Origin of the sequence: Enterovirga sp. GCM10030262 (assembly GCF_042666435.1) — a bacterium.
GTDB lineage: Bacteria > Pseudomonadota > Alphaproteobacteria > Sphingomonadales > Sphingomonadaceae > Allosphingosinicella.
Map to the genome: position 1 here is coordinate 706,627 of NZ_JBHTDC010000001.1, position 24,097 is coordinate 730,723.

26 protein-coding genes and 1 tRNA gene are annotated in these 24,097 nt (G+C 65.0%); 19 read left to right on the plus strand and 8 right to left on the minus strand.

Features of this window, described 5'->3' with window-relative positions; translation table 11 throughout:
• Positions 1 to 4: 4 nt before the first annotated feature.
• From dxs to ACFQRC_RS03515, 3 genes are all read right to left on the minus strand, one after another.
• Positions 5 to 1,930, minus strand: a complete 1,926-nt coding sequence (dxs, locus tag ACFQRC_RS03505) for a 1-deoxy-D-xylulose-5-phosphate synthase (RefSeq protein ID WP_379957794.1) — start codon at positions 1,928 to 1,930, stop codon at positions 5 to 7.
• Between the two features lie 61 nt (positions 1,931 to 1,991).
• Positions 1,992 to 2,453 carry a Fur family transcriptional regulator gene (locus tag ACFQRC_RS03510; RefSeq protein WP_379957796.1) on the minus strand — a complete coding sequence of 154 codons (462 nt, stop codon included), beginning with the start codon at positions 2,451 to 2,453 and terminating at the stop codon, positions 1,992 to 1,994.
• Positions 2,454 to 2,513: 60 nt separating this feature from the next.
• Positions 2,514 to 2,882, minus strand: a complete 369-nt coding sequence (locus ACFQRC_RS03515; RefSeq protein WP_379957798.1) for a MerC domain-containing protein — start codon at positions 2,880 to 2,882, stop codon at positions 2,514 to 2,516.
• Between the two features lie 120 nt (positions 2,883 to 3,002).
• On the opposite strand from ACFQRC_RS03515, the gene ACFQRC_RS03520 reads away from it, so the two are divergent.
• Together ACFQRC_RS03520 and cutA are read left to right on the plus strand one after the other, a co-directional pair.
• Positions 3,003 to 4,052, plus strand: coding sequence for a COX15/CtaA family protein (locus tag ACFQRC_RS03520; protein WP_379957800.1), 1,050 nt, complete (start codon positions 3,003 to 3,005; stop codon positions 4,050 to 4,052).
• A complete protein-coding gene (cutA, locus tag ACFQRC_RS03525; protein ID WP_379957802.1) occupies positions 4,049 to 4,381 on the plus strand; it encodes a divalent-cation tolerance protein CutA in 333 nt (110 codons plus the stop codon). Before ACFQRC_RS03520 ends, cutA begins: the two co-directional genes overlap by 4 nt.
• Here cutA and ACFQRC_RS03530 read toward each other — a convergent pair whose 3' ends face one another.
• Positions 4,382 to 4,777, minus strand: coding sequence for a PIN domain-containing protein (locus ACFQRC_RS03530; RefSeq protein ID WP_379957804.1), 396 nt, complete (start codon positions 4,775 to 4,777; stop codon positions 4,382 to 4,384).
• Positions 4,778 to 5,038, minus strand: a complete 261-nt coding sequence (locus ACFQRC_RS03535; RefSeq protein ID WP_379957806.1) for an antitoxin — start codon at positions 5,036 to 5,038, stop codon at positions 4,778 to 4,780. It lies immediately after the preceding gene.
• A 249-nt stretch (positions 5,039 to 5,287) separates the two neighbouring features.
• On the opposite strand from ACFQRC_RS03535, the gene rplM reads away from it, so the two are divergent.
• The 4 genes from rplM to ACFQRC_RS03555 all read left to right on the plus strand — a co-directional run bounded on the left by rplM (position 5,288) and on the right by ACFQRC_RS03555 (position 7,419).
• Positions 5,288 to 5,755, plus strand: a complete 468-nt coding sequence (rplM, locus tag ACFQRC_RS03540) for a 50S ribosomal protein L13 (protein ID WP_379957808.1) — start codon at positions 5,288 to 5,290, stop codon at positions 5,753 to 5,755.
• Between the two features lie 185 nt (positions 5,756 to 5,940).
• On the plus strand, positions 5,941 to 6,363 hold the full coding sequence (gene rpsI / locus ACFQRC_RS03545) for a 30S ribosomal protein S9 (RefSeq protein WP_379960393.1): 423 nt from the start codon (positions 5,941 to 5,943) through the stop codon (positions 6,361 to 6,363).
• A gap of 285 nt (positions 6,364 to 6,648) precedes the next feature.
• Complete coding sequence (locus tag ACFQRC_RS03550) at positions 6,649 to 7,008, plus strand: hypothetical protein (RefSeq protein ID WP_379957810.1); 360 nt, start codon at positions 6,649 to 6,651, stop codon at positions 7,006 to 7,008.
• Between the two features lie 111 nt (positions 7,009 to 7,119).
• Complete coding sequence (locus ACFQRC_RS03555; protein ID WP_379957812.1) at positions 7,120 to 7,419, plus strand: hypothetical protein; 300 nt, start codon at positions 7,120 to 7,122, stop codon at positions 7,417 to 7,419.
• A gap of 51 nt (positions 7,420 to 7,470) precedes the next feature.
• Here ACFQRC_RS03555 and ACFQRC_RS03560 read toward each other — a convergent pair whose 3' ends face one another.
• On the minus strand, positions 7,471 to 8,247 hold the full coding sequence (locus ACFQRC_RS03560; RefSeq protein WP_379957814.1) for a DUF1499 domain-containing protein: 777 nt from the start codon (positions 8,245 to 8,247) through the stop codon (positions 7,471 to 7,473).
• Positions 8,248 to 8,339: 92 nt separating this feature from the next.
• On the opposite strand from ACFQRC_RS03560, the gene ACFQRC_RS03565 reads away from it, so the two are divergent.
• The 3 genes from ACFQRC_RS03565 to ACFQRC_RS03575 all read left to right on the plus strand — a co-directional run bounded on the left by ACFQRC_RS03565 (position 8,340) and on the right by ACFQRC_RS03575 (position 12,230).
• Positions 8,340 to 8,413 (plus strand) — tRNA-Gly (locus tag ACFQRC_RS03565).
• A gap of 30 nt (positions 8,414 to 8,443) precedes the next feature.
• Positions 8,444 to 9,109, plus strand: coding sequence for a Fe2+-dependent dioxygenase (locus tag ACFQRC_RS03570; protein ID WP_379957816.1), 666 nt, complete (start codon positions 8,444 to 8,446; stop codon positions 9,107 to 9,109).
• Positions 9,110 to 9,338: 229 nt separating this feature from the next.
• Positions 9,339 to 12,230 (plus strand): TonB-dependent receptor domain-containing protein, encoded by a 2,892-nt coding sequence (locus ACFQRC_RS03575; protein WP_379957818.1) that lies wholly within the window; start codon positions 9,339 to 9,341, stop codon positions 12,228 to 12,230.
• A gap of 173 nt (positions 12,231 to 12,403) precedes the next feature.
• On the opposite strand, the gene ACFQRC_RS03580 is transcribed toward ACFQRC_RS03575, so the two are convergent.
• Positions 12,404 to 13,162, minus strand: coding sequence for a competence/damage-inducible protein A (locus ACFQRC_RS03580; RefSeq protein ID WP_379957820.1), 759 nt, complete (start codon positions 13,160 to 13,162; stop codon positions 12,404 to 12,406).
• Positions 13,163 to 13,225: 63 nt separating this feature from the next.
• Here ACFQRC_RS03580 and map point away from each other — a divergent pair, with 63 nt between their 5' ends.
• Positions 13,226 to 14,053: a type I methionyl aminopeptidase gene (gene map, locus ACFQRC_RS03585; protein WP_379957822.1), complete on the plus strand. Its 828-nt coding sequence runs from the start codon at positions 13,226 to 13,228 to the stop codon at positions 14,051 to 14,053.
• A 12-nt stretch (positions 14,054 to 14,065) separates the two neighbouring features.
• On the opposite strand, the gene ACFQRC_RS03590 is transcribed toward map, so the two are convergent.
• The gene (locus ACFQRC_RS03590) at positions 14,066 to 14,566 is read right to left on the minus strand and encodes a hypothetical protein (protein WP_379957824.1); all 501 of its coding nucleotides are present in this window, start codon (positions 14,564 to 14,566) and stop codon (positions 14,066 to 14,068) included.
• A gap of 161 nt (positions 14,567 to 14,727) precedes the next feature.
• On the opposite strand from ACFQRC_RS03590, the gene ACFQRC_RS03595 reads away from it, so the two are divergent.
• From ACFQRC_RS03595 to glnA, 9 genes are all read left to right on the plus strand, one after another.
• A complete protein-coding gene (locus tag ACFQRC_RS03595) occupies positions 14,728 to 16,179 on the plus strand; it encodes a M48 family metalloprotease (RefSeq protein ID WP_379957826.1) in 1,452 nt (483 codons plus the stop codon).
• 70 nt (positions 16,180 to 16,249) lie between these two features.
• Positions 16,250 to 16,588, plus strand: coding sequence for a P-II family nitrogen regulator (locus ACFQRC_RS03600; protein WP_379957828.1), 339 nt, complete (start codon positions 16,250 to 16,252; stop codon positions 16,586 to 16,588).
• Between the two features lie 22 nt (positions 16,589 to 16,610).
• Entirely contained in the window at positions 16,611 to 16,820 is a 210-nt protein-coding gene (locus ACFQRC_RS03605) for a helix-turn-helix domain-containing protein (protein WP_379957830.1), read from the plus strand.
• Positions 16,821 to 17,027: 207 nt separating this feature from the next.
• On the plus strand, positions 17,028 to 17,471 hold the full coding sequence (locus ACFQRC_RS03610; protein WP_379957832.1) for a hypothetical protein: 444 nt from the start codon (positions 17,028 to 17,030) through the stop codon (positions 17,469 to 17,471).
• Positions 17,472 to 17,535: 64 nt separating this feature from the next.
• The gene (locus tag ACFQRC_RS03615; protein WP_379957834.1) at positions 17,536 to 18,618 is read left to right on the plus strand and encodes an RHS repeat-associated core domain-containing protein; all 1,083 of its coding nucleotides are present in this window, start codon (positions 17,536 to 17,538) and stop codon (positions 18,616 to 18,618) included.
• Positions 18,615 to 19,046, plus strand: coding sequence for a hypothetical protein (locus ACFQRC_RS03620; protein ID WP_379957836.1), 432 nt, complete (start codon positions 18,615 to 18,617; stop codon positions 19,044 to 19,046). Before ACFQRC_RS03615 ends, ACFQRC_RS03620 begins: the two co-directional genes overlap by 4 nt.
• 515 nt (positions 19,047 to 19,561) lie before the next feature.
• A complete protein-coding gene (locus ACFQRC_RS03625; protein ID WP_379957838.1) occupies positions 19,562 to 20,245 on the plus strand; it encodes a transposase in 684 nt (227 codons plus the stop codon).
• 73 nt (positions 20,246 to 20,318) lie between these two features.
• Positions 20,319 to 21,695: an RHS repeat-associated core domain-containing protein gene (locus ACFQRC_RS03630; protein WP_379957840.1), complete on the plus strand. Its 1,377-nt coding sequence runs from the start codon at positions 20,319 to 20,321 to the stop codon at positions 21,693 to 21,695.
• A gap of 983 nt (positions 21,696 to 22,678) precedes the next feature.
• Entirely contained in the window at positions 22,679 to 24,091 is a 1,413-nt protein-coding gene (gene glnA / locus ACFQRC_RS03635; RefSeq protein WP_379957842.1) for a type I glutamate--ammonia ligase, read from the plus strand.
• Positions 24,092 to 24,097 lie beyond the last annotated feature (6 nt).

Here is a 24,097-nt window from a genome sequence, read left to right on the forward strand (position 1 = left end):
CCTCCTACGCCCGCGCGCCCTCGACCACGCCGACGCTGTTGATGCGCAGCGCCTTCAGCACGGTATCGACGATCGCGTCGGCGTCGAGACCTGCCTCCGCATATTGCTTCTCCGGCTTGTCCTGATCCTGGAACGTGTCGGGCAGGCGCATGGTGCGGAGCTTGAGGCCGGCGTCGGTGAGGCCGGCGTCGCTCGCCATGGTGAGGACGTGGGCGCCGAAGCCGCCGATCGCGGCTTCCTCGACGGTGACGGCGACTTCGTGGCTGGTGAGCAATTTGCGGATCAGCGCTTCGTCGAGCGGCTTGGCGAAGCGGAGGTCGGCGACCGTGGTCGAGAGGCCCTTGCCCTCCAGCGCGTCGGCGGCCTTGAGCGCTTCCTCGAGACGGGTACCGAGCGAGAGGATGGCGACCTTCTTGCCCTCGCGGACGATGCGGCCCTTGCCGATCTCCAGCCGCTCCGGCACCGCCGGGAGCGCCACGCCGGTGCCGTTGCCGCGCGGATAGCGGACCGCGATGGGGGAGCTGTCGTGGAGCGCCATGGTGTGAACCATGTGGACGAGCTCGGCCTCATCCGCGGCGGCCATCACCACGAAATTGGGCAAAGTGCAGAGATAGGCCAAATCAAAGCTGCCCGCATGGGTCGCACCGTCGGCGCCGACCAGCCCGGCGCGGTCCATCGCGAAGCGCACCGGCAGATTCTGGATGGCGACGTCGTGGACGACCTGATCGTAGGCGCGCTGCAGGAAGGTCGAGTAGATCGCGCAGAATGGGCGGTAGCCCTGCGCGGCAAGGCCGGCGGCGAAGGTCACCGCATGCTGCTCGGCGATCCCGACGTCGAAGGTGCGGTCGGGGAAGCGGTCCTCGAACTTGTCGAGGCCGGTGCCGGACGGCATCGCGGCGGTGATCGCCACCACCTTGTCGTCGCGCTCCGCCTCGCCGATCAGCGCCTTCGCGAACACGCCGGTATAGCTGGGCGGCCCGGCCGGCGCCTTGGCCTGGACGCCGGAGACGACGTCGAACTTCTGGACGCCGTGATATTTGTCGGCCGCCGCCTCGGCGGGGGCATAGCCCTTGCCCTTCTTGGTGACGACATGGACCAGCATCGGCCCCTCGGCGGCGTCGCGGACATTTTCGAGGATGTCGACCAGCCGCTCGACATTATGGCCGTCGACGGGGCCGACATAATAGAAGCCCAATTCCTCGAAGAGGGTGCCGCCCGTGGCCATGCCTCGGGCATATTCCTCGACCTTGCGGGCCGCATTGTGGAGCGGTTCGGGGAGCTTGCGGGCGAAGCGCTGGGCGAGGTGCCGGACCGACAGATATTTGTTCGAGCTGACCAGCCGCGCCAGATAATGCGACAGCCCGCCCACCGGCGGCGCGATCGACATGTCATTGTCGTTGAGGATGACGACCAGCCGATTGCCCGCTGCTTCGGCGTTGTTCATCGCCTCATAGGCCATGCCGGCGCTCATCGCCCCGTCGCCGATCACGGCGATCGCCTTGCCCGGATTATCCGCCAGCTTATTCGCCACCGCGAAGCCCAAAGCCGCCGAGATCGAAGTCGAACTGTGCGCCGCCCCGAACGGATCATATTCGCTCTCGGACCGCTTGGTGAAGCCCGAGAGGCCGCCGCCCATGCGGATCGTCCGGATGCGCTCGCGCCGCCCGGTCAGGATCTTGTGCGGATAGCATTGGTGGCCGACGTCCCAGATCAGCCGATCCGTCGGCGTGTCGAACACGTAATGGAGCGCGACCGTCAGCTCGACCACGCCGAGCCCTGCGCCGAGATGCCCTCCGGTCACCGAGACCGCCGAAATCGTCTCCGCGCGCAGCTCGTCGGCGAGCTGCCGCAGCTGCTCCTTCTTCAGGGCACGAAGATTATCGGGCGTGTCGACGGTATCGAGAAGCGGCGTAAGCGGGCGCTCGGTCATTACTCACTTGGTCCTTTTCGCCCCCCGCTCTTAACGGGGCGCCGACGGCCTGTCGAACCCTTCAGTTCGGTTCGCAGTCGCCGCAGCGGCCGCGGACTTCGATCACCGGCCGTTGCGGCGCGAAGCCTGTCCGCCGGGCAGCATCGCGCACCCCCTGCGAAAGACTGTCGTCATCGAGATGAGTGGTCTGGCCGCACGTGTCGCAGATGAGGAAAATGCAGTCGTGCAGGCAATCGGGATGCTCGTTCGCGACATAGGCGTTGGCGCTCTCTACCCGGCGCGCGAGGTTCGCGCCGACGAACAGGTCAAGGATGCGGTAGACGCTGTTGGCGGCGACCCGCCGCCCCTGCGATTTCGAGACCTGGTCGGCGATGTCGTAGGCCGAGGCCGGCTTATCGAAGCCCGCCAGCGCCTCGAAGATCGCCGAGCGCATCGCCGTCCATTGCTCGCCCGAACGCTCCATGGTGGCGCGGGCGGCGCTCGACAGTGATTTGCCGGCATGGCTGTGGTGGACGTGAACCATGAAAGGAGATTTAGGCCGATCTCACGCCGGGAACAAGACCGCGGCCGAGATAGTCGGCGGTCAGGTTACCGCGCGCCGGTTGAGATCGTGCCCGAGCGCCAGGATCGCGACGCCGACGAGCGTATAGACAACCTCCAGCCCGCTATGCGGTAGCGTCAGCGCGCCGGCCATCAAGCCGAGCCCGAGCCCGCCCACCGCCGACGGCATCATATAGCCATGCTCGACGACGCCGCGCCCGAGCGCGACGATGCCGAGGCCGATCGCCAGCACCAGGCCGATCTCGTGGACGATCGGATCGACCAGCAGCCCGCCGACCGAAGCGAGCATCGCCACCAGCACCGCGCTCGCCAGGCAATGGACGAGGCACAGCCCCGACAGGCCGATGGCCAGCCGGTCGAACGTCCCTCCTCCTGCCGTTTGCGCGAACATATCCTGCTTCGATCCGTGGTGACGCACCCTCTATAGGGGGCCAGGAGTAAAGATACAACATTACATTTGCCGTAAAGTTGCGGTTGGCAACCGCGCCGCGCCGGGCCATATCGCCGTCTCATGGCATCCCAGGCACATTCCGCCGTTTCGGCGCCGGCCGGCGCGCGTCCCGGCGCGATCTCCAGCTGGCTTTTCGCCGTCGCCGCGCTCGTCCTCCTGATGATAATCGTCGGCGGCATCACCCGGCTCACCGAATCAGGCCTGTCGATGGTGCGCTGGGAGCCGGTTTCCGGCGCCATCCCGCCGCTCAACGCCGAGCAATGGCAGGCGGAGTTCGACGCCTATCGCGAAAGCCCGCAATATCAGCAGGTCAATCGCGGCATGTCGCTCAGCGAGTTCAAGAACATCTATTTCTGGGAATATGTCCACCGGCTGCTCGGACGGATCATCGGCCTCGCCTTCGCCCTCCCGCTCCTTTGGTTCGCGTTCAGGCGCGCCATCCCCCGGGGCCATGGCTGGCGGCTGACCGCCTTGCTCTTCCTCGGCGGGCTACAGGGGGCGATCGGCTGGTGGATGGTCGCCTCTGGGCTGATCGACCGGCCGGAGGTCAGCCACATCCGTCTTGCCGTCCACCTCCTTGCCGCCTTGCTCATCTTCGCGGCCCTGATCTGGGCGGCGCTGGACCTTCGCACGCTCGCCAGCGCTCCCGCCGCGCGGCCCGCGAAGATGCCGACGCTCGCCATCTGGACCCTCTCGATCCTCGGCCTCCAGTTGCTGTTCGGCGCCTATACGGCCGGGCTCGAAGCCGGCTACGCTTTTTCGAGCTGGCCGAAGATGGGCGACGAATGGTTCCCGGCCGCGGCCCCGATCTACGAGCCGTTCGCGCGCAACTTCGTCGATAATCCGATCGTGGTGCAGTTCGTCCACCGCTGGCTCGCTTTCGCCGTCGCCGCCATCGCTGCGATCCTCGCCGCGCAAGCCTGGCGCCGCTGCATCCGCTGGCCCGCTCTGGCCGTCGTCGCGGCGGTCATCCTCCAGATCCTGCTCGGCATCGGCACGTTGCTGAGCGGCGTGGCTTTGTGGATCGCCGTCTCCCACCAAGCCATGGCTGCCCTCCTCCTCGGCGCGATCGTCTGGGCATCGCACCGGCTCGGGCGGCAGCCGGCATGACCACGATCCTCAAGAGCGAAATCGTGTCGGTCTACGTCGTCTTCGCGTCGGAAGAGGAAGCGCGGCGGATCGGCCGCGAGATGGTGGAGCGCCGCCTCGCCGCTTGCGTCAACATCCTCGGAGACTGCCACTCCATCTACCGCTGGCAGGGCGAGATCGAAGAAGCCGACGAGATGGCAGCGATCTTCAAGACAAGCTGGGAAAGCGCCGAACCCCTTGCCGCCGCAATCGCCGAACGCCACGGCTACGACGTGCCGGCCATCGCCATCTGGCCGATCGCGGCGACGACCCGCGACTATCAAGCCTGGATTCTGAAAAATAGCGGGTGATCAGGCCTGGCTGGGCCAAACTTCCAGGCGGAGCCCAGGGATTTTCCGGAAATCGGCGCCGTTACATGTAATCAGGCGCGCATCACGCGCCAGCGCCTGCGCCGCGATCAGCCGGTCGAGGGTCAGCGGACGCGAATAGCCCAGCTTGTACACAATCTCGCCATAGACCCTCACGTCCGCATGCGTGAACATCTCAACCGCGATCGTGCCGAGAAAGCGATCGAGCAAGCGACGACGGAGATTGACGCCGGCGGGCTCTCGATTGACGCCGTTCTCGAGTTCGATCCGGGTGACGATGGAAATGACGGGGACCGATCCCAGGGCGCCGACAAGCCGGTGCGTTTCCGGGTCGACATCGCGTAGAGCAATCGCGATGTTGGTGTCGATGAAGATCACCTAAAGGCCTGGGCGATCCGGAAACTCGAAGGGTTCGCGCTCCTGCGGGCCATCCGGAGGCGCGCCGATCGCCCGCAGATCGGCCAGCAGTGCGGCGAGACGCGCTTTTTCCGCTTCAGGGTCTACTTTGGGCCGGATGGTAAGCGCATTTCCATTGCGCTCGATCACCACTTCGACGTCGGCCGCGATACCCAGCGCCTTGGGCAATCGCACCGCCACGCTGTTCCCGCTCTTGAAGGTCTTGCTGCTGACTGCGTTCATCGGACACGCCTCTAGTAAGGATATACACGTATATACGCGGCGCCGCCACACGGCAAGCCGTCTTGCGCTTTTCCAGCACATCGACGCCTCCCCAACTGAAATGATAGGATGGTAATATATTACCTCTCGGGAAACCCGCGATATTCTTGACTTTCCGCCCCCTCCCTGCCAATTGGCCGCCACCAGCGCCGCTCGGATTCGGGCGGCGCGGCTCATTTCAGAACGAGGTCCACGCCCATGAAGGCGCTGATGAAGACCACCAAGTCGGCCAAGCCGGCCGAGGTGGAGAAGAAATGGCATCTGATCGATGCCGACGGCCTGGTGGTCGGGCGTCTCGCCTCGATCGTCGCCAACATCCTGCGCGGCAAGCACAAGCCGAGCTTCACCCCGCATGTCGATTGCGGCGACCATGTCGTCATCGTCAACGCGGACAAGGTCAGGTTCACCGGCAAGAAGCTGACCGACAAGGTCTATTACAAGCATACCGGCTATGCCGGCGGCATCAAGTCGACCACGCCCGCCAAGGTGCTGGAGGGCCGCTTCCCCGAGCGCGTGCTCGAAAAGGCGATCGAGCGCATGATCCCGCGCGGGCCGCTGGGCCGCGATCAGATGCGCGCGCTTCACCTCTATGCCGGCACCGAGCATCCGCACGGCGGCCAGGCCCCTGAAACTCTCGACGTCGCGGGCATGAACCGCAAGAACAAGGTTGGTGCCTGATGTCCGACAATCGTCAATCGCTTTCCGATCTCGCGGCGCTGACCGAGGCCAAGACCGAGGCGCCCGTCGCTGACGCGCCCGCCCCGGCCGCCGATGCGCCCGCCGAGGCTCCGGCCGCCGACGCCGCGCCCGCCGCGCCGATCCCCGGCTCCGAGGATCACGGCGTCTCTACCCAGGGACCGCAGATCCAGGCCGTTCTGCGCGAGCAGCAGCTCGACAAGCAGGGCCGCGCTTATGCCACCGGCCGCCGCAAGGACGCCGTCGCCCGTGTCTGGCTGAAGCCCGGCACCGGCAAGATCGTCGTCAACGGCCGCGACCAGGAGGTCTATTTCGCCCGCCCCACCCTGCGGCTGGTCATCAACCAGGTGTTCGACATCACCGAGCGCCGCGGCCAGTATGACGTCGTCGCCACCGTCAAGGGCGGCGGGCTTTCGGGCCAGGCCGGCGCTGTCCGCCACGGCATCTCGACCGCGCTCACCCGCTACGAGCCGGGGCTGCGCACCACGGTCAAGCGCGAAGGCTTCTTGACCCGCGACCCGCGCGTCGTCGAGCGCAAGAAGTACGGCAAGGCCAAGGCCCGCCGCTCCTTCCAGTTCTCGAAGCGTTAAGGCCCTCTCCTTCTCCGAAGGATGGAAAACAGAAAAAGGCGGTCCGAACCCGGGCCGCCTTTTTTATGTCCGCGCGAAAAGGGACGCAAGAGGTGCCCCGGACCTCGTCCCCGGCCGGGGCGGGCGCATCGCTTCGGGGTGGGCACCTGGGAGCGACTCGCCTTTCAATTCAGTCGCTTCACCCTACATTAAAAGGGCGCGCTCGGACAGGCTCGCGAAGCGCGATAAACGAGACGCAATAGTGACGTGACGAACCGGATTGAAAGATCGAGGCCCCGGGGGCCGATGCTTCTGCTCTGCCTGTTGCTGTCGCTCGCGCTCGCCGGCATCCAGCTGCCCGCGCCGGGCCCGGCATCCCTCCCCGGTTCCACGGTCACGGCCCGCGATCTTCCCGCGATGCTGGCTCCGCGTCCGGCGCTCGCCGATCTTCGCTTGTCCGCCGGCCCTTCGTTCATCGCCCCCGACCGCCTCGCGCCATTCGACGACGGGCCACGTTTCCCGGACTATCCTTCCGGTCCGCCTCTCGGCCAACTGTCCTTCCCGCCCGCCCGCTCCGCCGGCGCCGCCTTTCCCGCGCTCGAGGCGGTCCCGCCTCGCACCGCGACGCGGGGCTTCCGAGCCCGCGCGCCTCCCGCGTCCGCCTGAGCCGAGCCGCCGCCCTTTGGGCGGCCCGACTACCCTCGACGAGCGCCCGCCTTGCCGACCCGCGGAAAACGCGGCGGCCGCGCCGTGCCGTCGCAGCGACGGATTCCCATCATGGTTGAAACGAAACTCTCCGCCCGCGCCGAGCGGGTCGAAGGCCTGCTCGCCCTCTATCCCGACATCGCCCCGGCCGACACCGAGGAGATCGTCCGGTTCCTGAAGACCGGACCTCATCTCGAAATCGGCCTGCTCACCGCGAGGGACGGCATCGGACCCCACCTCAAGGCCTTCCGGCGCGATCATCACCGCCGCTTTCGGCTCGGGGCGCGTGATCTTCTCGTCTTCCTGCTCGCCACGGCGGTGCCGCTGGCGGCTTTCTGCTGGTTCGTATGGAGCAGGGTGAACGGCGGCTAGGCGCTGGAACGGGTCCGGGCCTCGCGCCCGGACCCGCTTCGCCGAGCGGCGTCAATTCGCTCGCAGGTCGTCCAGGAAGGCCCGGATGCGCCTGGCGTTGACGCCGACGTCGCTCACTCCGACCCGGCTGACCGAACGCATGTCGACATGGCTTCCGCCCGCCGGGTTCGGCGTCACCCGCACCACCACGTCGTCCTTGAAGCGGAAGAAGGTGCTGGTGTCGGTCGCCTCGACGATGCCACGCGGATCGGCGCTCGCCACCTCCCAGCCGCGCTCGCGCGCCAATGCCTCGGCCCGCCGCACCGTCTCATCGACGCTCCACGGCACCTGGATCGTGGCGAGATCGCCATAAGCCTCGCGGTGCAACGCCCGCCACCGCTCTACCGGCGTCATCCGCATCAGCTCCGGATCGCCCTCCGCCGGCACGTTGTCGAGATTGTCTTCGCGCAGGGACAACCGGAAGAAACGCGGCACGCTGTCGAGATCGGTGGTGACGTCGTGGATCGGCGGCACACTGCGGGCCGTGCGAACCTGGACGAGCAGATATGCGGCAAAGGCGATGGCCACGGCCAAAGCGACGAGATTGACGATGCCCAGCGAGCCCGGAGCGCGCCGGGCCATGAACCAGGCGACGATCGCCAGCACTCCGCCCGCCACCGCCGCGTAGAAGGCCCATCGCAGGATCAGGAAGCCGGTCATGAAGGGCCACAGGCCCCGCCCGCTCCCGATTGCGCCGATCAGCGCCGCGACGACGCCGCCGAGGCTGAGCGCCAGCGCCCACCAGCTGAGCCTGCCGGCCCATATCCGCTTGCGAAGAGCATCCGCCATCGCCCGAACTCCCCTGATTTGCCGCGCTCACTCTGAGCCCAACCATCGCTCTCGACAAGCCCCGCCCGGCTTTCTAGATACCGGAATTCCAAGCGGGCGTAGCTCAATGGCAGAGCAGAAGCTTCCCAAGCTTACGACGAGGGTTCGATTCCCTTCGCCCGCTCCATGAGCCAGCTCCTTCCAGCGACGGGCGCCGATGTTCAAACTGATTGACGACCTCCTGCTGGCGGACGAGATCGCCGAGCTTCGCCGCATCGCGGGCAGCGCGAACTTCATCGACGGCCGGAGCAGCAATCCGCATTCCCCGGTCAAGGATAACGTCCACCTCCACGATCAGGACGCTTACATGCGTTCGGCGACGATCATGATGACGGCGCTCAGGCGCTCCGAGGATCTGACCAACTACGCTTTTCCGGTGCGCACCGCGCCGCCGCTCCTCACCCGCTATTCGAAGCAGATGAAATACGGCCTCCATGCCGACGCCGCGTTCATGCAGGTCGGCGACATCATGCTCCGTTCGGACCTGTCCTGCACGATCTTCCTCTCCGATCCCGAGACTTATGTCGGCGGCGCGCTTCGCATCCGGCTGGGCGATGTCGACCATCGTGTCCGCGGCAAGGCCGGTTCAGCGGTCGTCTATCCGTCGACCACCCTCCACGAGGTCGAGCCGGTGGAGAGCGGCGAGCGCCTCGTCGGCCTCACCTTCATGCAGAGCCGCATCCGCGATACCGCCCTGCGCGACTTGCTTTACGAGCTGAACGAGGTCGCCGCGCTCGAAGGCCTCAAGATGGATTTCGCCAATTATTCGCGGCTCCAGCGCGTCCAGTTCAATCTGCTGCGCCTGTGGAGCGAGGCCGGCTGAGCCTTTCCGTCCCCGTCCATCGCTAGCATTTCTCCGATTCCACGCACTGCGGCCGGACGCAGCGGCGACGCGCCGTGTCGTGCGTCGAAGAAACGCGCAAGCCCGGAGTCATTGGCCGAACCCCCTCGGCCGTTCGTCGAAATCGCCCGCCTGCCCGAACGCGGCCCGCGAATATGGCGGAGAGGAGCCGGGAAACGCGCTCCGGAAACAAGCCTGTCAGGGGGTAAAGATGATTTCCAATTTCTCCAGTCTGCCACGCCGGGCGATGCTGCTGAGCAGCGTCGCCGCGCTCGGTTTCGCCGCGCCGGCCTTCGCCCAGCCGGTCGATGAAGACGTTCAGGAAAACGCCGCGGGCGTTTCGATCGACGAGGATGCGGGCGAAGGCAGCGAGGCCATCGTCGTCACCGGCTCGCGCATTCAGCGCCGCGACCTGACCTCGACCAGCCCGCTCGCCGTCATCCAGGACGAGGAGTTCAAGCTTTCGGGCGCGGTCAATGTCGAGCAGGTCATCAACACCCTGCCGCAGGTCATCCCGGGCACGACCTCCTTCTCCAACAATCCGGGCGGCGGCGTCGCCACTTTGAACCTGCGCGGCCTCGGCGTGGCCCGCACCATGGTGCTGGTCAACAACCGCCGCTGGATGTTCTTCGATACCGGCCAGGTCGTCGATTTGAACACCATTCCACAGTTCCTGATCGACAGCGTCGACGTGGTGACCGGCGGTGCTTCGGCCGTGTACGGTTCGGACGCGCTCGCCGGCGTCGTCAACTTCCGCCTGAAGACCGACCTCAACGGTTTCGAGGGCGGCGCCTCCTACGCGCTGACCGAAGAGGGCGACGGCGCCCGCTTCAACGCCTTCATGGCGCTCGGCACCGAATTCGCCGACGGCCGCGGCAGCGTCACCGTCTTCGGCGAATATTATAAGCGCAAGTCGGTTTTCGCCGACGACCGCGCATTCTCGTCCGACCAGTTGATCGACGACGACGGAATTCTCGTCGCGGGCGGCTCGTCGACCGTCGAGGAGGGCAGGCTTCTCTATGACGGCGTGCTCGGCGCCGAGGACATTCCGGGCAATTTCGAGGATGCCTTCTTCGCGCAGCCCGGCACCAGCCGCCCGCGGCTGGACACCGATCTCTACAATTTCGCCCCGGCCAATTATCTGATGGTCCCGCAGGAGCGCTGGCTGCTCGGCGGCTACGGCTCCTACGAGATATCCGACAGCGTCACCGCCTTCCTGGAGGCCGCGTTCGTCAACAACCGCGTCGAGAACGAGCTTGCCGCGACTCCCGTCACGGGCACGTTCAGCCTGAACGTCGCCCAGCAGCGCCCCTTCCTGTCCGATGCCGACTTCGCGGCGCTGCAGGCGATCGACGCGGCCGAGACCGCGCAGAACGTCGCGGCGGGCGTCGCCGACGATCCGGGCATGGTCGATATGTTCATCCAGCGGCGGGTCACCGAAACCGGCGCTCGCAACCAATTCGACGAGCGCAACGCCTTCCGCGTCCTCGCCGGCGTCAAGGGTCCCGCTTTCGGCGGCTGGAATTACGAAGCTTATTATTCCTACGCCCGCACCCGCAACGCCCAGATCCAGAGCGGCAACATCTCCCGCTCGGCCTTCCAGGCGGGCCTCGACGGCACCGCCGCGCCGATCAATATCTTCGGCCGCGGCACGCTCACGCCCGGCATGGTCGATCAGATCTCGATCCTGGCGCAGAACAACAATATCTCCACGCTCCAAGTGGCGAGCGCGTCCCTGTCCGGCTCGCTCGGTAATTTCGGAATGGGCGCGGACGATATCGGTCTCGCCGTCGGCGTCGAATATCGATCGGTGGCGAGCAGCTTCATCCCGGATACGGCGCTGTCGTCCGGCGACGTGATCGGCTTCAACGGCGGCGACCCGACCGACGGCGGCTATAATGTCCGTGAGGTTTTCGCCGAGCTCAGGCTGCCGATCATCGCCGACCGGCCGGGCTTCCACCGGCTCGAGCTGAGCGGCGCCGCCCGTTATTCGGATTATTCGCTCGGCGCCGTCGGCGGCGTGTGGACCTATGCCGCCGGCGCGGAATGGGCTCCGATCCCCGACCTCACCTTCCGCGGTCAGTATCAGCGCGCGGTCCGCGCCCCCAATGTCGGCGAACTGTTCGGCGGCCAGGCCAACGGCTTCCCGCCGGCGACCGATCCGTGCGGCGACAGCACGCCGGTCGCCCAGCGCACGGCGGCCCTGCGCCAGCTCTGCATCCAGACCGGTGTCCCGGCCGACCTGGTGTTCGATGAATCGATCCAGGAAGACACCCAGATCGAAGGCCTGTTCGGCGGCAACCCCAATCTGCAGGAGGAAACCAGCGATACCTACACGATCGGCGCGGTCATCCGCCCGAGCTTCATCCCGCGCCTTGCCATCACCATCGATGGCTATGACATCACGGTCACGGATGCGATCTCGGTGTTGGGCGGCAGCCTCGGCAACACGCTGAACCTCTGCTACAACGTCATCCAGGATCTCCAGAGCCCCTATTGCCAGGCGGTGGTCCGCAACCCGCGCAACGGCCAGATCGGCGGCGAGTTCATCCCGGCCATCCTCAACGCCAATATCGGCAAGTTCGAGACCCGCGGCATCGATCTCCAGGTCGATTATTCCCAGCCGCTCGGCATGGGCCTGATGAGCGACGACAGCCGCCTCAACTTCTTCTTCTTGGGCACCTATACCGACAAGTTCGACATCACGCCGGTGGCCGACCTGCCCGGCGAGGTGAACGAATGCGCCGGCAGGTTCGGCATCCTCGCCTGCGGCGAGCCGACGCCCAAGTGGAAGTGGACCTCGCGCCTGTCCTGGATCGACGGGCCGCTGACGAGCTCGCTGCGGTGGCGGCATGTCAGCGGCGTCAGCGACGACGATCCGGACACCGACTATGTCGTCGAGAGGGTCAATTCCTACGATCTGTTCGACCTCTCCTTCGCCTACGACATCAGCGACCAATTCTCGATGGCGATGGGCGTCAACAACCTGTTCGACAAGAAGCCGCAGCTGATCGGCGACAACCAGCAGCAGTCGAACACCTATCCGGGCACCTACGACCCGCTCGGCCGCGACTATTTCGTCTCCGCGAACTTCCGCTTCTGACGGGCGGAGCAGCGAACCTTCCGGCCGGACCCCCTAGCTCGGCCGGAAGGATGGGTGGACGTCTCACTCCACCCGCAAGGGCCGGACGCTTCTCCCAGGCGTCCGGCCCTTCAGTTCATGCCAAAGATGCGGACGGGAAACAACTGGCCGCGACCGCCTCCGCCTGCGCCGCCTCAGATGCCGTTCGGCACCACGGTCCGCCCCGCCGCCTCGAGCCGCCCCGTCAGATCGCCGGCGCACGCCTCCAGCGCGGCCTCGTCGGCGCCGCGGATGACGAAATTGGCGCCGACCTTGCCCTCGCGGAAGAAGGGGTAGCTGCCGATCCGGCAGCCTTCATGCGCCGTCTCCGTCTCGCGCAGGATGTCGGCGACCTCGCTCTCGGGCACCCAGCAGCCGATCGTGCGCGACAGGAGCGGCCGCCCGCCTTCGAGGGTCCCCGACAGCGCCTCCAGCATCAAGGCGGCGATATGGGGCACGCCGGCGAGCAGGAAGACGTCGCCGCATCTTATGCCGGGCGCGCCCGACATGCCGTTCTCGATCAGCTCGGCGCCCGCCGGCACCCGCGCCATCCTGAGCCTGGCCTCGGTCAGCCCGCCGCGCCCGGCATAATAAGCCTCCAGCACCGCCCGCGCCTTCGAATGCACCTCGACGCCGACGCCGAGCGCCGCCGCGACGGCGTCGACGGTGATATCGTCATGAGTCGGGCCGATGCCGCCGGTGGTGAAGAGATAGTCGTTGGCCGATCGCAGCGCGTCCACGGCCGCGACGATCCGCATATGATCGTCCGGCACCACCCGCACCTCGGCCAGGCGGATGCCCTGGAGATTGAGCCAGGTCGCGATCGGCGCGACGTTGCGGTCCTGGACGCGGCCCGAGAGGATCTCGTCGCCGATGATCAGCAGCCCCGCCGTCCAGATGCGCTCGCTCGTCATGGCCGCTCCCTGCCACAGCCGGCGGGGGTCGCCAAGCCGCGGCCGGCAACCTATATTGCCTCCATGACCGAATATCTGACCATGGAACGCGGCGACACGCCGGCCGCGCGGAGCGGCGCGATCAGGCTGCACGGGCCCGAGGGCTTCGCCGGGATGCGCGCCGCGGGCCGCCTCGCCGCCGAGATACTCGACGCGCTCGTCCCCCACGTCGCGCCCGGAGTCACCACCGGCGAGCTCGACGCCATCGTCCACCGGATGATCCGCGACGCCGGCGCCGTCCCGGCCACATTGGGCTATCGCGGCTACACCCACGCCTGCTGCATCTCGATCAACCACGTCGTCTGCCATGGCATCCCGGGCGAGCGCACGCTCAAGGACGGCGACATCCTCAACATCGACGTGACGCCTTTGCTGAACGGCTGGCACGGCGATTCCAGCCGCATGTATCTGTGCGGCGACGTGCCGGTGAAGGCGAAGAGGCTCGTTCAAATCACCTATGAGTGCCTGATGCTGGGGCTGGAGCAGGCGCGGCCGGGCAACCATCTGGGCGACATCGGCCACGCCATCCAGCGCCATGCCGAGAAGCAACGCTACGGCGTCGTCCGCGATTTCTGCGGCCACGGGCTCGGCCGACTGTTCCACGACGCGCCCGAGGTCGTCCATGTCGGCAGCCCCGGCTCCGGCCCCGAGCTTCGCCCCGGCATGTTCTTCACGGTCGAGCCGATGATCAACATCGGCAAGCCCGGCACCAAGCTGCTCGACGACGGCTGGACCGCCGTCACCCGCGACCGCAGCCTTTCGGCCCAGTTCGAACACTCGATCGGCATCACCGACGACGGCTGCGAGATTTTCACTGCCAGCCCGGCCGGCTTCGACAAGCCGCCTTACTGACCCCTCGCCTCGCTACGGCAGAGGAATCGCGCCGTCCGTCGCGGCCGGGGCGAAGGAGGGCGCATGGGATGCGTCGGCATCGTAGCGGGCGCGGGCTTCCAGCCGGGTCTTGCGGTAGCGGACATAGCCGATCGCGCCGGCGATGCCCACGATCACGGCGAGGAACATGATCCCGTTGCGCGCGAACAGGGTGACGGCGAAGGCCAGTGCCCCGACAATCATCATCATTTTCATATTGCGCTCGTTGCCGCTGGGGATGATGAAATCGGACCGCCCGTTCTGTGTCCGGGCCGCGAACATGCCCTTATGGTCGATCGCGCTGTAGCCGTAGAAACGTCCGGCGCTGCCCGGCTGGAGCATTTCGGCGACGCTCGGCGCGACTACCAGGTTGCCGAAGCGCCGCTCCGTCCCGTCGGCCAGCCTGAAAGTGATGTTCTTGTAGATGACACGCTTGCCGTTCGATTTCGGCGGCGTCGCGGCCTCGACCGTTCCGTCGATCACTTCCAGTCCCATCTGGCTTCTCCCTCTTGGAGCGCCGCGACAGCCGATCCCAAAGCAACCCGATCCAGTTTCCGCGCTCGGAGACGGCAGGATGGGACTCGCCCGACGCGCTGTCAATCGATTGGCGGTGGTGCCATTGGGGGCCGTCATGCGTAGCCTTGGTTGGAGACATTATGCGATTTTCGACGATGCTGCTGGTGGCCGGGTCCGCCGCCCTCGCCGCCGCCTGCGGGGACCGCGGGGGGACGAACGATCCGTCCGTCGGCGCGGACGACCGGCGGCTCGGCGCCGAGCAGCATCCGCAGCTGCTGGCGGAATTCGGCGGAGCCTATGAAGGCCGCCAGGCGGATTATGTGGAACAGGTGGGCGAGAGTCTCGCCGAAGCCGCCGGCCTCGAAGGCCAATGCACCTTCACCTTGGTCAACACCGACGTGGTCAACGCCTTCGCGGTGCCGGGCTGCTACATCTACGTCACCCGGGGGCTGCTCGGCATCGTCAACAGCGAGGCCGAGCTCGCTTCGGTGCTGGCCCACGAGATCGGCCACATCGTCGCCGATCACAGCGGCCGGCAGCAGAACCGTTCGCTGCTGCGCCAGCTCGGGGTGCTCGCCGTGGGCTTGATCACCGATTCCGAGACGCTGACCCGGATCGCCGGCCAGGCGGCGCAATTCTTCACCCTGCGCTACTCGCGCAAGCAGGAATATGAATCGGACGATCTCGGCATCGCCTATATGAAGGCGGCCGGCTACGATCCCTACGAAGCCGCCGACATGCTCGGCGCGCTCGGCCGCAACGAGCAGTTCCTGGCCAGGACGCGCGGCCGCGACGACGCGCAGGGCATGCCCGAATGGGCCATGACCCACCCGCTCACCCGGAACCGGATCGAGCGCGCCCGCGCCACCGCCGCCGCGACCGGCGTGGCCGACAACGCCTTGCCCGAGGGACAGCTGGATTATTTGCGGGCGGTGGACGGCCTCCTCTATGGCGACGATCCTTCTCAGGGTTTCGTCGACGGCCGGCGGTTCGTCCACCCGGTGATGCGGATCGGGTTCGAGGCGCCGCCGGGCTTCACATTGACCAACAGCCCGCAGGCGATCCTGATCGACGGCCCAGGCGGGCTGCGCGGCGAATTCGGCGGCGGCCGCCTGCCGCCGGGCGGGCTGGAGGCCTATGTCGCCGCCCTCGCCCGGGAAATAGTCGGCGATGCGCCGGCGGAGGCGGGCGCCATCGCGCACGCGACGGTCAACGGGATCCCTGCGGCGACCCTGCCGCTGCTCATCCGGACGCCCGAAAACTCTGTGCGCCTGGCGATCGCGGCTTATGCCGGGGCCGGCGGCGAGGCCTATCATTTCATCATCGCCGCCCCCGGCACGGCCGGTGCCCAGCCCGCGCTCGACGAGCTGTTCGGATCGTTCCGATTCCTCTCCGCCGAGGAAGCCCGGAGCCTGCGTCCGCGCCGGATCGCGGTGGTCGCGGCCGCCCCCGGAGACACGGCGCAGGCGCTCGCCGGGCGGATGGCGAGCGATCACCCGCTCGACCATTTCCTGATGCTCAACGGCCGCGCTCCGGACGATCCGCTCAGCCCCGGCGAGCGGGTCAAGATCGTCGTTCCGGCCGGCCGATGACGGAGCGGCAGCGCTTGCGCCGTCGCCCGGCGGCGCTATGTCACGGGCCGCGGCAGCGAGGGACTGGAAAGTGAAGAAGATCGAAGCGATCATCAAGCCGTTCAAGCTCGACGAGGTGAAGGAGGCACTCCACGATGTCGGCGTCTCGGGCATCACGGTGTTCGAAGCCAAGGGCTTCGGCCGCCAGAAGGGCCATACCGAACTCTATCGCGGCGCCGAATATGTGGTCGATTTCCTGCCCAAGGTGAAATTGGAGGTGGTGGTCGACGACGGCCTCGCCGAGCGCGTCGTCGAGGCGATCGCCAACGCCGCCCGCACCGGCCGCATCGGCGACGGCAAGATCTTCGTCACCAACGTCGAGGAGGCGCTGCGCATCCGCACCGGCGAGCGGGGCTCGGACGCGATTTGAGGTGGGGGACGCCCGAGCCACCGTGAACGACCCCCTCCTCGCTTCCATGTCGCCGGACGAGCTGCGCGCCGCGATGCGCACGCTCGGCTACCGCACCCAAAGCGACCTCGCCGCCGCGATCGGCGTCAGCCGCTCGGCGGTGAGCCTGTGGCTGGAAGGCAAGGTCGGCGTGCCGCGCCCCGTCGCCATGCTGCTAAGGATGCTGATCGCGGCGCGGCGGCGGGCGTTCTGAGGCGTGATCGCCGTTCGTAAGCGAAAGATCGCCTGGCCTACATTTTTCGTCCCACACGAGTTTGCGCTTTAGCGGACTGCAATGGGCGCGCGTGAAACGGCAAGTGTCAGGCCAAGCATCCCGACACCCGAGCCCACCGCAAATCGCGTCACACCGCCCAACTCGGCGTGCAGCCACGGCACGATGGGAGGCTTCGGGCGCGACCGCTTGAGCCGGACCTTTTACGATGCCGCGAGCCGGGTGGTGAAGGTCCAGTCGGGCATCGGCACCGACTGGGTCCGCGACGACGTCACCAGCACCTACACGCCCAACGGCCGGCTCGCGACGGTGACCGACGCCGAGGCCAACCGCACCACCTACGAATACGACCTGTTCGACCGGCTGGCGAAGACGCGATACCCGTCGAAGACGATTCCGAACCAGAGTTCGACCCTGGATTTCGAGCTGCTCGCTTATGACGCGGGCTCGCGGGTGACCAGCCGGACGTTGCGCGATGAAACGGTCATCGCGTTCGGCTATGACGATTTGGACCGGCTGGTGCTGAAGGACCTCCCCGGCACCGAAACCAATGTCACCTACGCTTATGACTGGCTGAACCGGATGACGACCGCCGCTCAAGGCAATGTGCAATTCCGGGGACACTATACTTAATTCCCTCCCCTCGCCATCGGGTGGAGCCGATGCTACGATACGGCGTTTCGCTCGGGAGACGCCGATGCTCGCCGATCCGCTGCTCCGCCCGCGCTTCGCCCACGACGCGCTGTCGCGGGTGACGGGCAGCACGGCGTACCTCGCCAGCGGCATCGATCTCACCACCGCCTATCAATACGTCCTCGCCGGCCGGCGAACCCGGATCACCCATGATGACGGGTTCGTCGTAAGCTACGGCTATCTGGTCACCGGCGAGATGGCGAGCGTGCGCGAGGGCGTGTTCGGCGACCCGGCCTCGGTGATGCTGGCGACCTACGACTACGATACGCGCGGCCGGCGCATAGCGATCAACCGCACCAACAGCACGACCACGGCTTACGCTTATGACCCGATCTCACGGCTGACCTCGCTCACCCAGAACATGCCGGGCACCGCGAGTGATCTGACGCTGGGGTTCGAGAACTACAATCCGGCGGGACAGATCGGACGCACGACGCGGGACAACGACAGCTACGTTTTCGACGACCACGCCGCCGGCACGATCCCCTCCGTTCCGAATGGGTTGAACCAGCTCACCCAGGTGGACGGCGAGGCGCTGCATTACGACCCGCGCGGCAACCTCACCAGCGACGCCTCGGCGCCTGGCGGCACGGCGAGCTACACCTACAGCGCGGAGAATCTGCTGACCTCGGCGACGGTCGGCGGGCAGCAGGTGACCCTGCAATACGACCCGCTGATGCGGCTGCGGACCACTTCTGGAACCGCCACCCGCAGGTTCGTGTACGACGGTGTAGACCTGATCTCCGAGCATAATGGCCCCGGCACTCTGGTCCGCCGCTACGTCCACGGCCCGGGAATGGACGAGCCCCTCGTAGAATATGCCGGCACCGACAACGCCACCCGCCGCTGGCTCCACGCCGACGAACGCGGCTCCATCGTCGCGATCAGCGACGCCACCGGCGCGGCGGTGGTGAAGAACACCTACGACGAGTACGGCAATCCCGGCGCGGGCAACGATGGCCGGTTCCAATATACCGGGCAGACCTGGATCCCGGAGCTGAAGCTCTATTACTACAAGGCCCGGTTCTACGATCCGAGGCTGGGACGGTTCATGCAGACCGATCCGATCGGATATTCGGAGGCATGAACCTCTACGCCTATGTGGGTGGCGATCCGGTGAATCTGGTCGATCCCCCCGGGACCGGTTGGTGGCCAAGCCGAATTGAGCGCAAGGTCAATGAGGATGGATCGAGTGCTGGATGGGGATTCTCAAGCGGCGGAAGCAGTGGTGGTGGATTATTAGACAGTGGAGGCTTGATACGTGCCGATGTTCTGGAAACAGTGCTTTGGGAGCGGGCAGCGTGGTTCAGCCCTACCACCGGAGAACAATATACAGATTGGAAATACACAGGGAACTTCAGTACTCTGAACGGAGCGTTCGGATATGTTCAGCTGGCTTCTTATGGTGGAATGGGAGACAACCAGGAACCGGAAATAGGCCGCAAAAGAGTGAGCCTGAGAAACAATCTGAAAATTCTAGGAGTGCGTGCACAGCTGCGGTCGGAGGTGTTTTAATCGCGGGAGCCACCGAACTGGGAACTACGGCTCTACATGTTGCGCGCAGCGGCTACGGACTACATACAGTCTTCGCTGGCGCGAGCTCAGTTGTAACATTGAAACTTGTGGGGATTGCGCTTGCCTCTGGAGCCGCAATTTACGTTGCTGATAGAGTTACCGATGGAGCTATCTCGAACTTTGCTGGGAAAAAGCTAGGGATTTGCCAATGAAAATCGCAGTTGAAGTTTTTCTCCTCATTTTTTCTTTGTGGTGGTCTCATCTTGCCGGGATTATGTATTTTAAAGCGAAGAGAGATCCTTCTATTAGGTCCGCTGGTATCTTGCGATCTGCTATGGCAATTTTGGCAGCCGTACTGGTTATAATAATTTAGAATTACGGTGGCAGCGCACTAGAATTACGGTGGAATGACGGCGACAGTGCACTAACTGCGAATTCCGGGAATTCCGGGGACACGAATTCCGGGGACACTATACTTAATTGACCCGCCCGTCCGCCGCGCCTAGGCTCGCCGCATGGCCCGTCTCGCGCGCATCGTCGTCCCCGGCATCCCCCACCACGTCACCCAGCGCGGCAACCGGCGGCAGCCGGTCTTCTTCGTCGAAGAGGATTATGCCGCCTATCGCGACCTCGTCGCCGAGGCGTGCCGGCGCGAGGGCGTGCGCTGCCTCGCCTGGTGCCTGATGCCGAACCACGTCCACCTGATCCTCGTGCCGGCGACCGCGGACGGCCTGCGCGCCGCGCTCGGCGACGCCCACCGCCGCTATTCGCGCCGCGTCAATTTCGCGCACGGCTGGACCGGCTATCTGTGGCAGGGGCGCTTCGCCTCCTACCCGATGGACGAGGCGCATCTGATGACCGCGATCCGCTATGTCGAGCTCAATCCGGTGCGCGCCAAGCTCGCCGCGCGGGCGGAGGATTGGCGCTGGTCGAGCGCGCGGGCGCATGTGAGCGGCCAGGGCGACGGCTTCACCGATCTCGCCGCGATGGCGGGCGTCCACCGCAACTGGCGAGCGATGCTGCGGGCGGGCCTGGAGGCGGGCGACGTCGACCCGGCGGACGAGGCCGCGATCGAGGCGAGCCAGCGCACCGGCCGCCCGCTGGGCGACACAGCGTTCGTCGAATGGCTCGAACAGCGCACCGAGCGCAAGCTGGCGAAGCGCAGGCCCGGGCCGAAACGGAAGGGGAAGGCGAATTAAGTATAGTGTCCCCGGAATTACCGCGGCTTACACCTATGACCCGGTCTCGCGGCTGACTTCGCTGACGCAGAATATGCCCGGCACCGCCAGCGACCTGACGCTCGGGTTCGAGAATTACAATCCGGCGGGCCAGATCGGCCGCACGACCCGCGATAATGACAGCTACGTCTTCGACGACCATGTTGCGGCCACGATCCCCTCCACCGCCAACGGGCTCAACCAGCTGACGCAGGTGGATGGCGACACCCTGCAATACGACCCGCGCGGCAACCTCACCAGCGATGCGTCGGCGCCGGGCGGCACGGCGACCTACGCCTACAGCGCGGAAAACCTGCTCACATCGGCCACCGTGGGCGGGCAGCAGGTGACGCTGCAATATGACCCGCTGATGCGGCTCCGCTCCACGTCGGGCACCGGCCTGGCGACGCGAAGGTTCGTCTATGACGGCGTCGACCTCATCTCCGAGCATAACGGCCCCGGCACCCTGGTCCGCCGCTACGTCCACGGCCCCGGCGCCGACGAGCCCCTGGTCGAATATACCGGCACCGACAACACAACCCGCCGCTGGCTCCACGCCGACGAGAGGGGCAGCGTGGTCGCGATCAGCGACGGAAGCGGCGCGGCGGTGGTGAAGAACACGTACGACGAATATGGCAACCCCGGCTCAGGCAACGATGGCCGGTTCCAATATACTGGCCAAACTTGGATCCCCGAGTTGAAGCTCTATTACTACAAGGCGCGGTTCTACGATCCGAGGCTGGGAAGGTTCATGCAGACGGACCCGATCGGGCATGGCTCGGGGATGAACCTTTATGCTTATGTCGCAAACGACCCAGTGAATGGAGTTGACCCGAGTGGCATGGCTCTCGATCTCGTCGCTACCGGCAGCCGACTTCCGCGCCTCGACTCCGTGACAGGTGTTGCGGCCGGATACAGCGGATACAGCACGAGAGGCGGGTGGTCGACCACGCCGAGTACTTCCATTGGCGGGTTTGGCGCGGCGGTTGGCGGGTCCATAGGGGCGGCTGGTACCGACACCGGAACGGACCCTAAGGAAGGCCTATCTCCGTGTCCAACTGGCGTCATTTGCGTCACAGGAACTCGGGCTAGCTTCGAGTATGAATTTGCTGGGTGGGAGATCAGCGGCGGGATAGCAGGAGTGAGCGGCTTCGGAGACGTCACTGAACTAGCTTCTCAACTCCGCGACAACTGGCTGCGTGGGAAAAATGGCGAAGCTTACGCCAGAAAGATTCTTTCATCACAAGGGTATGTGATTATTGGAGAGCAAGTTTATGTGAAGACTGATATCGGCCTTAGGATAATTGACTTTCTTACATCGATAAATGGACTAGTCATGGGATGGGAGGTGAAAACAGGATTTTTTGCGCAAAGATCATCGTTGCAGATACAGAAAGATACCTTAATCTATAACCAAGGCGGTTTATACTAAGCCGAGGAGCCTTGGGCGGTGGATTGGGTTATGGTGATTCTGTGCGATATGAAACGGGAGTAATATCGATTCTCTCTTTGGGAGATTGACGTTGATAAGTCGCCGCCAAATGAGAGACGCATTTATCGTGGAGCTGGGATGGCAAGAAATATCATCATTGCCCGGAGATTTCTCAGTCTCACCGGATACTGGGGAGCTGTGTCGAGTTTTCTCATCTGATATCAAGATAAGGAAGACAGGGCCGATGCTTCTGGGCGTAATTGGCTTTATGCTATCGGAGACATGTAGAGACAGGCTAGGAATGTCAGCCTACATTACCAATTTTCCTGCCTTTATGACTCCGCCAATATTGTTGTCCTGTGAAGATGTCAAAGAATGGGCCGAGTTGATTTTTACTGCAATTCACAGTCTTCCTAGCTCTCCACAGAAACTACTAGAAAATGTTAGAAACGGGGTTGTTGGACCATTTGACGCGCGTATTTTTATTGAATCGACGCCGTTGGCGGGTGACTTTTTTTCTAAGTTGGAAACCGCTTCTCTATAATTCCGAATTACGGTGAATTACGGTGGTGAATTACGGTGGTGAATTACGGTGGAATTACGGTGCCAGTTTACTGAATGCACTTTTTTGCCACGGTAGCGCAATGGCTCGTGTTCCCCGGCTGGTTCTGCCCGAAACTCAGTTTCGGGAGCCCCAACCTTAATTCCCGCCGCTCGAATTACGGTGACAGAATTACGGTGACAGTGCACTAATTGGAGTTTCCGCGGATTTACGGTGACAGTGCACGCATTCCAGGGACACCATACTTAATTATCTAGGCATCTCCGCCAGAAACTCCGCCCGGCAGGAGCAACGCGCCCCTTCTCCACGTGAAATGTTCACCCGTCGCGCGACGGCGCTGGACGGCGCGGGACGGGGCGGCAAAAGCTGTCCGTGATCGCGGCCGGAGTCGCGAGGCATATCGGCAGCAAGGACAAGTCACATGGCCAACGACGCGGGCACCATATTGGACATGATCAAGGAGCAGGAGATCGAATGGATCGACCTGCGCTTCACCGATCCCAAGGGCAAGTGGCAGCACCTCACCATGGTGTCGGGCCTCATCGACCAGGACCAGCTCGAGGACGGCTTCATGTTCGACGGATCGTCGATCGAAGGCTGGAAGGCGATCAACGAGAGCGACATGATCCTGAAGCCCGATCTCGACGCGGTCTATGTCGATCCGTTCAGCGCAACGCCGATGATGATCCTGTTCTGCGACGTGGTCGATCCGGCCTCGGGCGAGCTCTACGCCCGCGACCCCCGCTCCACCGCCAAGCGCGCCGAAGCCTATGTGAAGGCGAGCGGCATCGGCGACACCATCTATGTCGGGCCGGAAGCCGAATTCTTCATGTTCGACGATGTCCGCTTCGAAGACGGCTATAACAGCTCCTATTTCCGCATCGACGACATCGAGCTGCCGACCAATACCGGCCGCGAATATGAAGGCGGCAATCTCGGCCACCGGCCGCGCGCTAAGGGTGGCTATTTCCCGGTCGCGCCGGTCGACAGCGCGCAGGACATCAGGGGCGAGATGGTCTCGACCATGATCGAGATGGGCCTGCCGATGGACAAGCATCATCACGAGGTCGCCGCCAGCCAGCACGAGCTGGGCATGACCTACGGCACGCTCACCGAGACCGCCGACCGGATGCAGATCTACAAATATGTCGTCCACATGGTCGCCAACGCCTATGGCAAGAGCGCGACCTTCATGCCCAAGCCGATCAGGGCGGACAACGGCTCCGGGATGCACGTCCATCTGTCGATCTGGGACAAGAACAAGCCGCTCTTCGCCGGCAACGGCTATGCCGGATTGAGCGAGACCGCGCTCTATTTCATCGGCGGCATCATCAACCACGCCAAGGCCTGCAACGCCTTCACCAATCCGACTACCAACAGCTACAAGAGGCTGGTGCCGGGCTTCGAGGCGCCGGTCCTGCTCGCTTATTCGAGCCGCAACCGCTCCGCCTCCTGCCGCATCCCCTACGGCACCGGCGAGAAGGCGAAGCGCGTCGAATGCCGCTTCCCCGATCCGCTCGCCAACCCCTATCTCGCTTATGCGGCTTTGGTCATGGCCGGCCTCGACGGCATCCAAAACCGCATCCATCCCGGCGACGCGATCGACAAGAACCTCTACGATCTGCCGCCCGCCGAACTGGTCAACGTGCCCACCGTCGCCGGCAGCCTGCGCGAGGCCCTCATCGCCCTCCAGAACGACCGCGCCTTCCTGACCAGGGGCGACGTGTTCAGCGACGACCAGATCGACGCCTATATCGAGCTCAAATGGGAAGAGCAGATGCGCTGGGAAACGACCCCCAGCCCGGTCGAATATGACATGTATTATTCGTCATGACCCGTC

Bases quoted from the DNA above. Each gene is read 5' to 3' on its own strand.
- dxs (WP_379957794.1), bottom strand. From the start codon at position 1,930: ATGACCGAGCGCCCGCTTACGCCGCTTCTCGATACCGTCGACACGCCC.
- ACFQRC_RS03510 (WP_379957796.1), bottom strand. From the start codon at position 2,453: ATGGTTCACGTCCACCACAGCCATGCCGGCAAATCACTGTCGAGCGCC.
- ACFQRC_RS03515 (WP_379957798.1), bottom strand. From the start codon at position 2,882: ATGTTCGCGCAAACGGCAGGAGGAGGGACGTTCGACCGGCTGGCCATC.
- ACFQRC_RS03520 (WP_379957800.1), top strand. From the start codon at position 3,003: ATGGCATCCCAGGCACATTCCGCCGTTTCGGCGCCGGCCGGCGCGCGT.
- cutA (WP_379957802.1), top strand. From the start codon at position 4,049: ATGACCACGATCCTCAAGAGCGAAATCGTGTCGGTCTACGTCGTCTTC.
- ACFQRC_RS03535 (WP_379957806.1), bottom strand. From the start codon at position 5,038: ATGAACGCAGTCAGCAGCAAGACCTTCAAGAGCGGGAACAGCGTGGCG.
- rplM (WP_379957808.1), top strand. From the start codon at position 5,288: ATGAAGACCACCAAGTCGGCCAAGCCGGCCGAGGTGGAGAAGAAATGG.
- ACFQRC_RS03550 (WP_379957810.1), top strand. From the start codon at position 6,649: ATGCTTCTGCTCTGCCTGTTGCTGTCGCTCGCGCTCGCCGGCATCCAG.
- ACFQRC_RS03555 (WP_379957812.1), top strand. From the start codon at position 7,120: ATGGTTGAAACGAAACTCTCCGCCCGCGCCGAGCGGGTCGAAGGCCTG.
- ACFQRC_RS03560 (WP_379957814.1), bottom strand. From the start codon at position 8,247: ATGGCGGATGCTCTTCGCAAGCGGATATGGGCCGGCAGGCTCAGCTGG.
- ACFQRC_RS03570 (WP_379957816.1), top strand. From the start codon at position 8,444: ATGTTCAAACTGATTGACGACCTCCTGCTGGCGGACGAGATCGCCGAG.
- ACFQRC_RS03575 (WP_379957818.1), top strand. From the start codon at position 9,339: ATGATTTCCAATTTCTCCAGTCTGCCACGCCGGGCGATGCTGCTGAGC.
- ACFQRC_RS03580 (WP_379957820.1), bottom strand. From the start codon at position 13,162: ATGACGAGCGAGCGCATCTGGACGGCGGGGCTGCTGATCATCGGCGAC.
- map (WP_379957822.1), top strand. From the start codon at position 13,226: ATGACCGAATATCTGACCATGGAACGCGGCGACACGCCGGCCGCGCGG.
- ACFQRC_RS03590 (WP_379957824.1), bottom strand. From the start codon at position 14,566: ATGGGACTGGAAGTGATCGACGGAACGGTCGAGGCCGCGACGCCGCCG.
- ACFQRC_RS03595 (WP_379957826.1), top strand. From the start codon at position 14,728: ATGCGATTTTCGACGATGCTGCTGGTGGCCGGGTCCGCCGCCCTCGCC.
- ACFQRC_RS03615 (WP_379957834.1), top strand. From the start codon at position 17,536: ATGCTCGCCGATCCGCTGCTCCGCCCGCGCTTCGCCCACGACGCGCTG.
- ACFQRC_RS03620 (WP_379957836.1), top strand. From the start codon at position 18,615: ATGAACCTCTACGCCTATGTGGGTGGCGATCCGGTGAATCTGGTCGAT.
- ACFQRC_RS03625 (WP_379957838.1), top strand. From the start codon at position 19,562: ATGGCCCGTCTCGCGCGCATCGTCGTCCCCGGCATCCCCCACCACGTC.
- ACFQRC_RS03630 (WP_379957840.1), top strand. From the start codon at position 20,319: ATGCCCGGCACCGCCAGCGACCTGACGCTCGGGTTCGAGAATTACAAT.
- glnA (WP_379957842.1), top strand. From the start codon at position 22,679: ATGGCCAACGACGCGGGCACCATATTGGACATGATCAAGGAGCAGGAG.